Annotated in this window: 10 protein-coding genes, 1 pseudogene and 3 riboswitches; of the genes and pseudogenes, 10 read left to right on the top strand and 1 reads right to left on the bottom strand. The window is 55.1% G+C overall.

Annotation, left to right across the window (positions count from 1 at the left end; all coding sequences use genetic code 11):
* The first annotated feature begins 1 nt into the window (after nt 1).
* Nucleotides 2–889 carry an FAD binding domain-containing protein gene (locus tag MOMUL_RS08915; RefSeq protein ID WP_062284255.1) on the top strand — a complete coding sequence of 296 codons (888 nt, stop codon included), beginning with the start codon at nt 2–4 and terminating at the stop codon, nt 887–889.
* 113 nt (nt 890–1,002) lie between these two features.
* Here the strand turns inward: MOMUL_RS08915 and MOMUL_RS08910 are convergent, their stop codons facing one another.
* A complete protein-coding gene (locus MOMUL_RS08910; RefSeq protein ID WP_062284253.1) occupies nt 1,003–2,178 on the bottom strand; it encodes a pyridoxal phosphate-dependent aminotransferase in 1,176 nt (391 codons plus the stop codon).
* Nucleotides 2,179–2,479: 301 nt separating this feature from the next.
* Nucleotides 2,480–2,580, top strand: a riboswitch (purine riboswitch).
* A gap of 204 nt (nt 2,581–2,784) precedes the next feature.
* Here MOMUL_RS08910 and MOMUL_RS08905 point away from each other — a divergent pair.
* From MOMUL_RS08905 to gcvH, 9 genes and pseudogenes are all read left to right on the top strand, one after another.
* The gene (locus MOMUL_RS08905) at nt 2,785–3,930 is read left to right on the top strand and encodes a BMP family ABC transporter substrate-binding protein (protein WP_062284251.1); all 1,146 of its coding nucleotides are present in this window, start codon (nt 2,785–2,787) and stop codon (nt 3,928–3,930) included.
* Between the two features lie 179 nt (nt 3,931–4,109).
* Nucleotides 4,110–5,627, top strand: a complete 1,518-nt coding sequence (locus tag MOMUL_RS08900; RefSeq protein WP_062284250.1) for an ABC transporter ATP-binding protein — start codon at nt 4,110–4,112, stop codon at nt 5,625–5,627.
* Nucleotides 5,627–6,727: an ABC transporter permease gene (locus MOMUL_RS08895; protein ID WP_062284248.1), complete on the top strand. Its 1,101-nt coding sequence runs from the start codon at nt 5,627–5,629 to the stop codon at nt 6,725–6,727. The genes MOMUL_RS08900 and MOMUL_RS08895 overlap by 1 nt, the downstream gene beginning before the upstream one ends.
* Before the next feature lies 1 nt (nt 6,728).
* Nucleotides 6,729–7,664, top strand: coding sequence for an ABC transporter permease (locus MOMUL_RS08890; protein WP_062284246.1), 936 nt, complete (start codon nt 6,729–6,731; stop codon nt 7,662–7,664).
* Nucleotides 7,665–7,760: 96 nt separating this feature from the next.
* On the top strand, nt 7,761–10,814 hold the full coding sequence (gene ygfK / locus MOMUL_RS08885; protein ID WP_062284244.1) for a putative selenate reductase subunit YgfK: 3,054 nt from the start codon (nt 7,761–7,763) through the stop codon (nt 10,812–10,814).
* Nucleotides 10,815–11,002: 188 nt separating this feature from the next.
* Nucleotides 11,003–11,947, top strand: a complete 945-nt coding sequence (arcC, locus tag MOMUL_RS08880) for a carbamate kinase (RefSeq protein ID WP_062284241.1) — start codon at nt 11,003–11,005, stop codon at nt 11,945–11,947.
* 28 nt (nt 11,948–11,975) lie between these two features.
* A pseudogene (locus MOMUL_RS17320) lies at nt 11,976–12,127 on the top strand (L-serine ammonia-lyase, iron-sulfur-dependent, subunit alpha); the annotation flags it as partial.
* A 251-nt stretch (nt 12,128–12,378) separates the two neighbouring features.
* Nucleotides 12,379–12,484, top strand: a riboswitch (glycine riboswitch).
* A gap of 3 nt (nt 12,485–12,487) precedes the next feature.
* Nucleotides 12,488–12,575: riboswitch (glycine riboswitch) on the top strand.
* Between the two features lie 65 nt (nt 12,576–12,640).
* Entirely contained in the window at nt 12,641–13,741 is a 1,101-nt protein-coding gene (gene gcvT / locus MOMUL_RS08875; RefSeq protein ID WP_062284239.1) for a glycine cleavage system aminomethyltransferase GcvT, read from the top strand.
* A 17-nt stretch (nt 13,742–13,758) separates the two neighbouring features.
* Nucleotides 13,759–14,151, top strand: coding sequence for a glycine cleavage system protein GcvH (gene gcvH / locus MOMUL_RS08870; protein WP_062284237.1), 393 nt, complete (start codon nt 13,759–13,761; stop codon nt 14,149–14,151).
* Nucleotides 14,152–14,153: the final 2 nt, after the last annotated feature.

The raw sequence follows: 14,153 nt of genomic DNA, 5'->3' as shown, positions 1-14,153 counted from the left end.
CATGCCCCGGCAATACCTCTTTGCCACCTCACCGGCCGATTGCCTGGCCATGCTGGCCGCCCACCCGGGGGCGCGCCTCATCGCCGGCGGTACCGACCTGGTAATCGACCTCAAAGAAGGAAAACGGCAAATTCATACCCTGGTTGATATTACCCGCATCCCCGGACTAAAGATAATTGCGGAAGAAAACGGTAAGATAATCCTGGGCGGGGCCGCAACCCATACCCAGGTCTCAACGTCAGGACTCATTCGGGAAAAGCTGCCGGCGCTGGCAGCAGCCGCTGCAGCCGTCGGCTCACCCCAGATACGCAATGCAGGTACCCTGGGGGGCAATGTGGTTAACGCCCAGCCGGCAGCCGATACAGCCGTAGCCCTGGTGGCCCTGGGAGCCGTAGCCACCATCCTGAGGCGGGAGGGAGAACGCCAGGTACCGGTGGAAGAACTCTATGAGGGCGTCGGGCTCTCCAAAGTGGATGCTAGCCGCGAAATATTGACCAGGTTTACCGTTGAACTGTGGGGAGAAGGCGAAGGGTCGGCCTTTGCCCGCCTGTCGCCCCGGCGGGCCCTTTCCCTGCCCATGCTCAATGTTGCCGTGCGGGTCCAGGTGGTAGAGGGGAGATGCACCCGGGCGCGCATCTGTATCGCCCCGGTGGCGCCGCAACCCTTCCTGTGTGAGGAAGCGGCCAGGGTCCTTATTGGCCAGGAACCCACAGCAGACGTTATCGCCAGGGCCGCGGCGGCAGCGAAAGCAGCGGCCCGGCCCCGGGACAGTCTCCTCCGGGGGTCCAGCGCCTATCGTAAAGATATGACGGCCGTCCTGGTTACCCGGGCTTTGACCGCAGCTTTTTCCCGCGCCACCGGCAGGAAAATAGAGATGGATGTCGAATAGTAAAAGGTGAACAGGACGACAATGTAAAGTTCCCAGAGGCGAAGACGTCTACATGGGGGTTGGCAAACCCCCGGGTAGACGTTTTTTAAGGCCCAAAAATTCCCGGCCTTTCTCTATAGCTCTTTGACAACGGCGGCAATTTTCTCCAGGGCCTTTTTAATGTTCTCCACCGAGTTGGCGTAGGAAAGGCGCAGGTAGCCTTCGCCGTACTTACCAAAGGCTGTACCGCTTAAGGCGGCCACACCGGCCCTTTCCATGAGGATGGCTTCCATTTCCTGGCTGGAACGGCCCAGGCCCTTGATGTTGGGGAAGACATAAAAGGAACCCAGGGGTCGCTTGCAGGTAATGCCGGGTATGCTATTAAGGCCATCAACGATGATATCCCGCCGCTTTTTAAATTCAGCCACCATGGCCGCGGCGGCATCCTGGGGACCCGTCAGGGCTTCCTGGCCGGCCTTCTGGGTAAAGGCCGCGGTGCAGGAATTGGAGTTCACCATCAACTGGGCAATCCGTTCGGCCAGTTCCCGGTGCATGAGGCCGAAGCCCAGGCGCCAACCTGTCATGGCATAGGTCTTGGAAAAACCGTCTAAAATAATGGTCCAGTCCTTCATACCGGGCTGGGCGGCAATGGAAACCGGTTGGGCCCCATCATAGACGATACGGTCGTAGATTTCGTCGGAGAGGACGAATATGTTCTTGCCGCGAACCAGGTCGGCAATGCGCGCCACGTCTTCAGGCGTCAGCACACCGCCGGTGGGATTGGCGGGAGAATTGATGATCAGGAGTTTGGTCCTGGGCGAAATTAAAGCTGCCAGCTCGTCGACATCCAGGCGGAAGTCATTTTCTTCCCTTAGAGGGATGGGAACGGCCTTGCCCCCGACGAAGTTAATTACTGATTCGTAAATGGGAAAACCGGGGTTGGGATAGATAACCTCATCGCCGGGGTTAACCAAAGCCAGGATGGTGAAGAACATAATGGGCTTGCCGCCGGGAGTGATGACTACTTCCTCGGCTGTATAAGGGACACCTTTCTGCCGGGTGGCATACTCGGCAATTGTCGCCCGGACTTCCGGCAGGCCCGGCGCCGGGGTATAATGAGTGTAACCTGCATTTAATGCTTTAATACCGGCGTCGATGATATTGCGGGGGGTGTCGAAGTCGGGCTCACCGATTTCCAGGTGAATGATCTCCCTGCCTTGGGCTTCCAGGGCTTTAGCCCTGGCCAGGACCATGAAGGCCGTTTCCGTACCCAGGTTGGCCATTTTAGCGGCTAAGAGGTTTTCAAACATGAATTTATCCTCCTTGGAACTAAGTGTATTTCTAACTGGATTTGTTTTCGCTAAATAATTTACATTCCCTGCTGCCGGTAGTAGACTTCCGGGTTCAGGCACTGGGGCGGCAGTTCACCCCGCAGGGCTTTGGCCAGGGTATTTTCTTTCCATCTATTATGGAGGCGTTTTGTATATTCAACATAGCCATGTAATTTCCTTTAATAAAAAATGATTTTATACAGTATACATTTAATAATATTTTATCCGGTCATATAATGCTGGCAGGATTTTAAGACTGAACGGCGAATTTATATATACAAAGTGGAAGTCTTGAAGTCTTCGTATAATCCCGGAAATTGGTCCGGGAGTATCTACCAGGTGACCGGAATCACCTTGGCTACGAAGGTGATTAACCTTTGTAGCGCTGCGGGAGCCTGGTTTTTAATTTGTTCCATATATTGATAGCAGCCTGGTCCGGGAAAGTTTCCCGGGGATTTGTCGTGCGGGAGTTACAGTTAAAGGGGGTGGGAGCTATATAGGAAAGAATAAAGCAGCAACGGCCTTGGTGAAAAAAACATCAAAAAGGAGGTGGACTCCATAGCTTGGAGGACAAGCTATGGACACATGATGCGCAAAGGATGGCGTTTCATACTAGTGTTACTTCTGGCCCTGATGGTAGCGGTAGCTGCCGCCGGCTGCAGCGGCCAGAAGCCCGCCGGGAACAGCCAGAGCGGGGAAAAGCCGGCGGCCGGTGAGCAGGCTAAAGACGAGAAGTTTAAAGTAGCCTTTATTTACGTGGGACCCGTGGGCGACGCCGGCTGGACCTGGGCCCATGACCAGGGCCGCAAGTATTTGGCTGAGAAGTTACCCTGGGTGGATGCCAATACTTATATGGAAAGCGTCCCCGAAGGGGCTGACGCCGAACGGGTCCTGACGGAACTGGCGGAAAAGGGCAACAAGGTAATCTTCGCTACTAGCTTTGGCTACATGGATTACGTCATTAAGGTGGCGGAAAAGTATCCCGACGTGGTCTTTTTACATTGCTCCGGCTATAAGACGGCTAAGAATGTCGGCACTTACTTTGGGGCCATGGAAGAACCCCGGTATCTCTCGGGCATGGTGGCCGGCAAAATGACCCAGTCCAATATCCTGGGTTATGTGGCGGCCCATCCCATTCCGGAAGTGATCCGCGGCATCAACGCCTTTACCCTGGGGGCGCGTTCAGTTAATCCCAACGTTAAGGTAAAGGTAGTCTGGACCAATACCTGGTACGACCCGGCAGCCGAAAAGCAGGCAGCCCTGCGCCTCTTAGATGCGGGCGCCGATGTCATTGCTCAGCACCAGGATACGCCCGGGCCCCAGCAGGCGGCCCAGGAGCGCGGCAAATACGGTATTGGCTATAACAGTGACATGCGCCAGTTCGCCCCCAATGCCAACCTGACATCGCCAATCTGGAACTGGGGCCCGTACTATGTTAAAACAGTGGAAGCCGTCAAGAACGGGACATGGAAATCAGAAGACTACTATGGGACCATGAAAGACGGTATTGTTGACCTGGGTCCCTTCAGTGACAAGGTACCCCAGGAGGTTCGCGACCTGGTAAATCAGAAGAAGCAGGAGATTATTGACGGTAAGTTCTATGTCTTCCAGGGCCCCATCAAGGACCAGAGCGGCAAAGTCCGGGTGCCGGAAGGCCAGAAAATGAGTCACGAAGATGTCCTCGGTTTTAACTGGTTTGTCGAAGGTGTAGAAGGCGAGATCCCGAAATAAAAGGAGCGCTCTAAACCAGGGGCCGTGGAATTTATTTCCACGGCCTTAACTATAAATCGAGAGTTAAGTAATACAATACTAATAAGGCTAAAATTTAATTATAAATTATGTTTTAGGGCAGGAATTCGCCATTAGAGAGCGAATTATAAGCGAGAAGGTTTTGAGGGAGGCATTTTTTTATGGTAGTACCCCTGGTAGAGATGCGGGGAATAACCAAGGTTTTCCCCGGCGTGGTGGCCAACGACGGGGTTAATCTATCCGTCCAGGCGGGGGAAATTCATGCCCTGCTGGGGGAAAACGGGGCCGGTAAGAGCACCCTCATGAGCATCCTTACCGGCCTGTACCGGCCCGATGGTGGTGAAATCTATATTGATGGTCAGAGGGCGAATTTCCGTTCACCCCGGGATGCCATTGCGGCGGGCATCGGTATGGTCCACCAGCATTTCCGCCTGGTGGCGCCCTTTACGGTGACGGAAAACGTGGCCTTAGGCTTAAAGGGTGGCCTCAAACTCAACTTAAACAAGCTGGCCGGGGAGATAGCCGCCCTTTCTAAAGAATATGGCCTCCAGGTAGATCCCCAGGCCCGTATCTGGCAGCTTTCGGTAGGCGAACAGCAGCGGGTGGAGATTATCAAGCTTTTGTACCGGCATGCCCGGGTGTTGATCCTGGATGAGCCGACGGCGGTTTTGACCCCCCAGGAAGCCCGGGACCTGTACCAGACGTTGAAGAAGATGGCCGCCCGGGGCTGCGCCGTAATCTTTATCACCCATAAACTGCAGGAAGTTATGGATGCCGCCGACACCATCACTATTTTACGGGGCGGTAAAACCGTAGCCACCGTCAAAAAGAGCGAAACAAACGAGAAGGAACTGGCCCGGATGATGGTCGGCCGGGAGATCTTATGGCAGGTGAATAAACCTGCACCCCGGAAAGGTGATAAAGTCCTGGAGATAAAGGATTTAAAGGCCTTAAACGATAAAGGCCTGCCGGCTTTAAGGGGCATAAACCTGGCAGTTTATGCCGGCGAGATCCTCGGTATAGCCGGGGTGGCCGGTAATGGCCAGCGCGAGCTGGCGGAGGTTATTGCGGGCTTAAGACCCTCCCAGGGTGGGACTATTACCGTCGCCGGCCAGGAGTTAGGTCAGTGTGATCCCTGCCGGGTAATAAACGCCGGGGTGGGTTATATACCCGAGGATCGCCTGGGCATGGGCCTGGTACCCAACCTGGGGGCTGTCGATAACCTGCTCCTGAAGGAATACCGCCACCCCCGCTGGGGCAAAATCCTCCTCAACAGGCGGGCGGCGCGCCAGTGGGCCAGGGAACTGGTGGAACGCTTTCAGGTCAAGATGGCCGGCCTGGATGCCCCGGTGAAGATGATGTCCGGCGGCAACCTGCAGCGGTTACTCCTGGCCCGGGAGATTTCCACCCGGCCGCGCCTCCTGGTAGCCGTTTATCCGGCCCGGGGGCTGGATGTTGGCGCCACCGAAACAGTGCACCGGCTGCTCCTGGAACAACGGGCTGCCGGGACGGCCATCCTCTTAATATCCGAAGACCTGGAAGAGCTTTTCCGCCTGGCCGACCGCATTGCCGTCATGTATGAAGGCGAAATTATGGGCCTGGTGGCTACCGAAGAGGCCAGCGTTGAGGAGGTAGGCCTGATGATGGCCGGAGCGAAAAGAATGGAGGTTAGTGCCTGATGGTTGGATCTTCCTTACCGGGGCCGGCCCCGGCACCCCTGTTCACCTGGGAAAAACGCCTGGAGCCCTCGCGGGTCATGGCGGTGATAGTTCCTGTCATTGCCGTCATCCTGGCCCTGGGGGTGGGGGCCATCTTTCTGGCAGCGACAGGATTTAACCCCTTAAAGGTGTACCAGAGCATGCTTTATGGCGTCATCGGCTCCAAGTACGGCCTATCGGAAACCGTCGTCAAGGCTATCCCTTTGATGCTGGCGGGCCTGGGCGTTTCCGTGGCCTTCCGCATGCTCTTGTGGAATATAGGGGCGGAAGGACAATTCTACATGGGTGCCTTTGGCGCCAGCTTTGTGGCCCTGACCTTTCCCAACCTGCCGGCCTATATCATGCTGCCGGCCATGTTTGTAGCCGGTATCGCTATGGGCGGCCTCTGGGCCGTGTTGCCGGCATTGCCAAAAGCCAGGTGGGGTGTAAATGAAGTCATTACCACTTTAATGTTAAACTATGTGGCCATCCTTTGGGTGGATTACCAGGTTTACGGCCCCTGGAAGGACCCCAAAGGATTTAATTTCCCCCTGACCGCACCCTTCAGCAAGGCGGCAATCCTGCCGACCATTGCCGGTACTCGCATCCACCTGGGCCTGATTTTTGCCCTGCTGGCTGCTATTATGCTGACCATTATTCTCTGGCGTACCCGCTGGGGCTATGAAATCCGGGTTATTGGTGAAAGCCCCCGGGCCGCCCGCTATGCAGGGATTAAAATTGAGCGCAATATTATCCTGGTCATGCTGTTGAGCGGCGCCCTGGCCGGCCTGGCCGGCATGAGCGAGGTGGCGGGCATTACCCACCGCCTGCAGCACGGTATTTCCCCGGGGTATGGTTATACGGCCATTATTATTGCCTGGCTGGCCAAACTCCACCCGGCGACCATCATCCTGGTATCTTTCCTTTTTAGCGGCCTCATTGTCGGGGGTTACAGCGTCCAGACTTCCGGCGTGCCGGCGGCGACGGTATCCATGCTCCAGGGAGCCATCCTTTTCTTTGTCCTGGGAGGCGAGATTTTAACCCGCTACCGCCTGCACTTTGGCCGTAAGGAGGGAAAATAATATGGAAAATTCTGTCTGGATTGCCACCCTGGCTGCAGCCATAACTGCCGGTACGCCCATCCTTTATGCCGCCCTGGGGGAAATCCTGGCCGAGCGGGCCGGAGTTTTAAACCTGGGGGTAGAAGGCATGATGCTGGTAGGAGCCGTGACCGGCTTCATGGTAGCGGTGCGCACGGGTAACCCCTGGCTGGGCTTCCTGGTGGCCCTGCTGGCGGCCGGGTTGATGGCAGCTATCTTTGCCTTTTTAACTATCACCTTACGGGCCAACCAGGTGGTAACCGGCCTGGCCCTGACCATGTTTGGTACCGGTTTAAGCGGTTTTCTGGGCAAACCCTATGTTGGTATTCCCCTGCCCTTAAGCTTTAAGCCCGTGGCCATACCCTTCCTGGCGGATATCCCCCTTATTGGTCCGGTCTTATTCCGCCACGACCCCCTGGTTTATTTAACCTATGTCCTGGTACCGCTGCTCTGGTACTATTTTTACCGTACCCGGCCGGGCCTGAATTTACGGGCCGTGGGGGAGAACCCGGCGGCAGCCGACGCCCTGGGGGTCAATGTCTTTGCCCTGCGCTATATCTACGTCATCATTGGCGGCATGCTGGCCGGGGCCGGCGGCGCCTTCCTTTCCCTGGCCTATGCTCCCAGCTGGCTGGAAAACATGACGGCCGGCCGGGGCTGGATTGCCGTAGCCCTGGTTATTTTTGCCGTCTGGGACCCCGTTAAAGCGCTCCTTGGTTCCTATCTCTTTGGCGGGGTGGATGCCCTGACCTATACCCTGCAGGCGGCCACCAAAATCGCCGTTCCTTCATTTTTCTTAAAGATGTTACCCTATATCCTGACCCTGGTGGTCCTGATCATTGCCACCCGTCAGACCTTGGTGAAACACATCGGCGCCCCCGGTGCCCTGTCCATTCCTTACGACCGGGAAGAAAGATAAGGTGGCGGCAACGCCCGGCTTTTCAAAAAATGTTATCAGGTAAGCAGATTTTTTTAGTTGGGACTGGCATTGTATTTTCATATGGGGGGATAACGCATGGGTAGCATAATGCGTCCGATGCCGTTCAGGAAACTCTTAAACTGGGTACTTGCAGAAAAAGAGAGATACGGCAGCATTTTTGGCCTACCGCAGGAAAAATTTTTCCAGAGGAGAAGAGAAGTCTACCTGCAATTATTCGGAGAATATCTGGAGAACGCCATTGGACCGGCTGCCGGTCCCCATACGCAGCTGGCACAGAATATAGTTGCTGCTTTTCTATCCGGCGGCAGGTTTTTTGAGCTGAAGACGGTGCAGGTGCTTGACCAATTGGACATTCCGAAGCCATGTATCGCCGCAGCGGATGAATGTTATAATGTGGAATGGTCAACCGAACTGGCCATTGAGGAAGCCCTGGAAGAGTATGTCAAGGCATGGTTTTTGCTGCACATTTTGCAAAAGGAACTGTGGGGTTCGGACCAGCGGGGCTTCATTTTTAATATGAGCGTTGGCTATGACTTAAAGGGCATAAAATCTCCCAAAGTTGACCAATTCATAGAGGGGCTCAAGGACGCCTCAAATACCGCCATATTCCAGGAATGCAAGACGGTGCTAAAGGAAGAAATTAAGAGGTTTGCGGTGGTGGATGAAGGATTTATCGACAGCATCTCACCAAACATATGTAACTCCGTCACCCTTTCCACCATGCACGGCTGCCCGCCGGCAGAAATAGAAACCATTTGCCGGTATCTCCTGGCTGAAAAAAAACTGCACACTTTTGTCAAGCTCAATCCGACCCTGCTGGGCTATGAGTTTGTAAAAGATGCCCTGGCCAGGATGGGTTATAATTACATCCACCTGCAAGAAGAGTCTTTTAGCCACGACCTGCAATATGAAGATGGCCTCGCCTTATTAAAGAGGCTGCAAGGGTTTGCTCAGGAACAGGAAAGGGGTTTTGGCGTCAAACTTTCCAATACCCTGCCGGTGAAAAACACAAAAGGCGAATTGCCGGGCGAAGAAATGTATTTATCAGGCCGGGCCCTGTATCCGTTGACCATTAATCTTGCCTCCAGGCTGGCTGCGGAATTTGCCGGCCGGCTGAAAATTTCCTACGCCGGAGGAGGAGATGCTTTTAACATTGTTCGCATCTTCGCGACGGGAATATGGCCCATTACCGTAGCAACGACGCTCTTAAAGCCTGGAGGCTATCTAAGGTTGCAGCAGATTGCCGGGGAACTGGAATCTCACCTGCAGGACAGGGCAACAGATACTATAGACGTGGAAAAGCTCGCCGAACTTGCGGCCGGCGCCTTTAAAGATCCCGATTACCTGAAGGAAAAAAGAGGAGTCAGGAGCCGGAAGTTAGTCAAGAAATTACCCTTAACAGATTGCTTTATAGCGCCGTGTACCGTTGGCTGCCCTATTGGCCAGGACATCCCGGAGTATATCAGGCTGGTGGGGGAGCAAAGGTATCGCGAGGCGTACGAACTTATAATTGAAAAAAACCCGTTGCCCTTTATCACGGGAACGATTTGTACCCAGCACTGCGCCGCCAAGTGTACCCGCCTGGACTATGATGAGCCGGTTCTCATTCGCGCCATAAAGAAGATGGCTGCCGAAAACGGCTGCCGGCCTCATGAGCAAAGAGAAGGGCAGGCGACCGCGAGAAAAACACCCAGGGTGGCAATTATCGGGGCTGGTCCTTCGGGCCTGGCTGCAGGTTATTTTTTAGCAAAGGCCGGCATGGGTGTCACCATCTTTGACCAAAGGGAAAAGCCCGGCGGTACCGTCGAGTATATTATCCCGCCTTTCCGGATTGCAAGGGAAGTAATTGCAAACGATCTGGAGTTGATTAAAGGGACGGGCGTCGAATTTAAGCTGGGCGCCGATCCGAACTTTTCCGTCGAGCAGCTAAAAAGGGACGGCTATAAATACGTGTACCTGGCGATAGGGGCGGGAGAAGCTAAAGCCCTGGATCTAAAGAGCGGCGCAGAAAAAGTAGTGAGCGCTATTGAATTCCTGGAGAAGTTTAAAGCGGACAGGAATACTGTGCAGCTGGGGAAAAAGGTGGCCGTCATCGGCGGCGGGGACGTGGCTATGGATGCCGCGAGGGCGGCCCTGAGGGTGGAAGGCGTAGAAAGAGTTTATATAGTCTACAGGAGAACGAAAGAGTATATGCCGGCGAGCAGGGAAGAGCTCAAAGCTGCCCTGGCGGAGGGCATAATTTTGAAGGAGCTTTTGTCCCCGTACTCCTGGTCGGAAGGTGTACTGCAGTGTCAAAAGATGAAACTTAGCGAACCGGATGCCTCCGGAAGGATGAATGTAGTTGCTCAAGAAGGTGAGTTTGAAAATATCGAAGTTGATGCCGTTATCTCTGCCATCGGCCAGGGTGTGGACTATAGTATCCTGCAGAAGAACGGTATAGAGGTTAACGCGCAAGGGGAAATTGCCATTAATCCTGCTACCAATGAAACAAATGTTGAAAATGTTTTTCTCGGCGGCGATGCCCTGCGCGGCCCGGCCACAATAGTGGAGGCTATTGCCGACGGCCGTAAGGTTGCCGGGGCCATTCTCGCCAGGGAAGGTGCTTTGAACGACCTTGGTATAAGGCTAGCGTTTGCACAGGAAAAAAGGCTGCAGGAAATTAACCTGAAAAAAGGAACCCTGAAAGCCCCTTCCTTCCTGGACTTAAGTAATGAATATGAGCGATGCCTGGAATGCGGTTTTGTATGTAATATTTGTGTGGAAGTGTGTCCCAACAGGGCCAACATTGCTGTTAAGACTGGAAATGGTGGTTACAAGAATTTAAACCAGATTATTCATGTGGACGGTATGTGTAATGAATGCGGGAACTGCGCGACATTTTGCCCTTATGACGGCGCTCCTTATAAGGATAAATTAACTCTTTTCTGGAGGGAAGAAGATTTTACGAACAGCCAGAACAACGGTTTCCTCTTGTTAGCAGACAAGGAAGAACCTGTCTTTAAGCTCAGGGTTGGCGGCAGGGTATTGAAGGTAACGTTTGATGCCTCCGGAAGGGCTGGTGTTGACGTAGAAAAAGGGATTTTAAACCTTATCTGGGCTGCTTATAAGGGGTATAAGTATTTGTTTTAAATTACCACCTGACAAGCCTTTAATGCTCAGGGCAACAACGCCTGGAACGGTGCTGGTTTAGCAGGGGTGGCAAAACCACCCCTGTTTTTAATTTTTACTTAAAAATCTGTTGGCGCCGGCAGGAATAATTAAATCTGTATTGAATATAAAGGCATAAAATAAAGAGTGATAACACAGGAGGGAGTAAGATGCCCCGGACCGTAGTCATGGCCTTTGGCGGCAATGCCATCACCCGCCCCGGGGAAAAGGGGACCTTTGCCGAGCAAAAGGCCAACGTTGCTGTCACCTGCCGGCAACTGGTCGATCTTGTCCGTAATGGTTATCGCCTGATTTTAACCCATGGCAACGGGCCTCAGGTGGGGAATTTGCTAATTAAAAATGAACTGGCCAAGGATATTGTCCCGGCCATGCCCCTGGATGTTCTGGTGTCCAACACCCAGGGTTCCATAGGGTATGCCATCCAGCAGATCCTGGGTTATGAACTGGCCCGCCAGGGTCTCCAGGTGCCGGTGACCGCGGTCATTACCCAGGTGGTAGTTGCGGCCGACGACCCGGCTTTTCAAAATCCCACCAAGCCCGTAGGTCCCTTTTACACCCAGGAAGAAGCCAAAAAATTGATGCAGGAACGGGGCTATCGCATGGTTGAAGATAGTAACCGCGGCTGGCGCCGGGTGGTACCCTCCCCTAAACCTCTGGAGATTATCGAGAAGGAAGCCATCAAGGCTTTAACTATGGCGGGAGTTATTGTTGTCGCCGCGGGCGGCGGGGGCATCCCAGTGGTGCGCCGTCCCGACGGTAGCCTGGCAGGAGTGGAGGCCGTCATTGATAAGGACAGGGCGGCCACGATCCTGGCCAGCCAGGTAGGGGCTGATGTCCTTTTCCTGCTGACGGACGTAGAGCGGGTCTGCCTGGACTACGGTAGGCCCACCCAGCGGGAGGTAGAGGAACTGACCGCCAGTGAGGCCCGCCGGTATCTAGCGGAGGGCCAGTTCCCGCCGGGCAGCATGGGACCAAAGGTCGAAGCCGCCATTGCCTTCGTAGAGGCGGGGGGCGAGAAGGCCATCATCGGCTCCCTGGCCAGGGCTGCCGAGGCCGTAGCCGGTCGTTCGGGGACTAGGATTGTTGCGGGGTAAGTTATGGTCAATTAGCCTCCAGGGCCTGATGGGCCTGGTCTGTGACCCGGTGGGTGGCCTGGTGGAGATCCCCTGTGTCATGCGCAACGCTACCGGGCGACCCATGCCCTGGCGGCAGCCGACATCGCCCTGGCCGGCTTCCAGTGTTATCTACCCTTTGACGAGGTAATAGCCGCCATGGTCCAGGTGGGGCGAGCTTTGCCGGCATCGTTACGGGAAACCGGTACCGGCGGGGTAGCTGCCTGCCTTACCGCCCGGAGGCTGGTGGAGCAAGCCTTCCGCCAGCTACCTCTACGCAAACATTAGACACAGGTAAGACAGCATAAAGTTCAAGGCAAAATTAACTGAAAAATTTTTTTGGGCGGCAGGAATTTACACCTGCAGGACGAATAGAATATAATAACTTGAAAATAAAACTGCATACCGGGCGGATGAAGGGAGTGGAAGAGACCCTTTTCCAGGGCGCCGAAGGAGCAATTTTCCCCGGGTGGGTGACGGGGTAAGGAACCTCTCAGGCAAAAGTACCGCTCCCGGACCCAACTCTGGAGAGCTTCCTTAAAGCTTGGCTTTAAGGAACACCAAAGGGGAAGGCAGGCAGCTGCCTAATCTCTCAGGTACCAGGACAGAGGCCATCACCGCATGATGCGGCGATGGCTTTTTTTATGGACATACTAACAAAGCGAGGTGGATTAGGTGGCGGGGTTAAAAAAGACACCTTTGTATGAAGAACATATAGGTGCCGGGGCCAGGATGGTGGAATTCGGCGGCTGGCTGATGCCCGTCCAGTACACCGGCATTATCGAAGAACACCGCCAGGTACGTAACTGCGCCGGGCTCTTCGATGTTTCCCACATGGGCGAGATTGTCATTAAAGGACCGGATGCCTTTAACCTGGTGCAAAAACTAATCACCAACGATGCCGCCCGGGCTACCGGCGACCGGGTCCTTTACAGTCCCATGTGTTACCCGGACGGGGGCGTTGTGGACGACCTCCTGGTCTATCCCCAGGGAGAAGGCGAGTACCTGCTGGTAGTCAATGCCGGGAATATCGATAAAGACTTTGCCTGGATCCGGGAGAACACCGCCGGCCTGGCAGTGGAGATAAGCGATATTTCCCCGGCCACAGCCCAGCTGGCCCTGCAGGGTCCCCTGGCCCTGGCCATCCTCCAGCCCCTGACGGATGTGGAAATTGCTCTCCTGGGCTACTACCGTTGGACCAGGGGCCGGGTCCTGGGGGTGGATTGCCTGATTTCGCGCACCGGTTATACGGGGGAAGACGGTTTTGAGATCTATTTTGAGGCGGGTAACGCCCCCGCCATGTGGCGCCAGCTCCTGGCCGCAGGCCAAAAAGCGGGCCTGGTGCCGGCCGGGCTGGGGGCGCGGGATACCCTGCGCCTCGAAGCAGCCCTGCCCCTTTACGGCCATGAGCTGGGCCCGGCCATCAACCCCCTGGAGGCGGGCCTAAGCCGCTTTGTCTGCCTGGAGAAGGGTGAATTCAACGGCCGGGCGGCCCTGGCGGCGCAAAGAGAAGCCGGCATAAAACGCCGGCTGGTGGGCCTGGCCATGGTCGACCGGGGCATCCCCCGGCCGGGGTACCCTGTCCTGGCGGGTGGCCGGGAAATTGGTTATATTACTTCCGGTTCCTATGCCCCCACTTTAGAGAAAAATATTGCCCTGGCCCTGATGGCAGCAGGAAGTGTTAGTGCCGGCGCCGAAGTAGAGGTGAGCATCCGCGACCGTTTGCAGCGCGCCGTGGTGGTGGATCTCCCCTTCTACCGCCGGACCAAAAAGTAAGAAGGAGGAATGGGAACATGGAATTCCCTACTAACCTGTATTACAGTAAGGATCATGAATGGGTGGAAGTTGAGGGCAACCGCGCCCGCATCGGCATTACCGACTACGCCCAGGAATCTTTGGGAGATATCGTCTTTGTCGAGTTACCCCAGGTGGGCGACGAACTGGCTGCCGGTGACAGCTTTGGCGTCGTCGAGTCCGTGAAGTCGGCTTCCGACGTTTACGCACCGGTAGGCGGCAAAGTCGTCGCCGTCAATGAAGCCCTCCTGGATTCACCCCAGGACATTAACGCCGACCCATACGGCAAGGGCTGGATGATCGAACTGGAAATGAGTGATCCGGCTGAGGTGGAAGACCTGATGGATGCCGGCGCTTACCGGCAGCTGGTGAAGGAGGAGAAGGGGGAGTAAGG

Origin of the sequence: Moorella mulderi DSM 14980 (assembly GCF_001594015.1) — a bacterium.
GTDB lineage: Bacteria > Bacillota > DSM-521 > Neomoorellales > Neomoorellaceae > Neomoorella > Neomoorella mulderi.
Note: the sequence above shows the minus strand (reverse complement) of the source record. Positions and strands in the feature narration are given on the sequence as shown.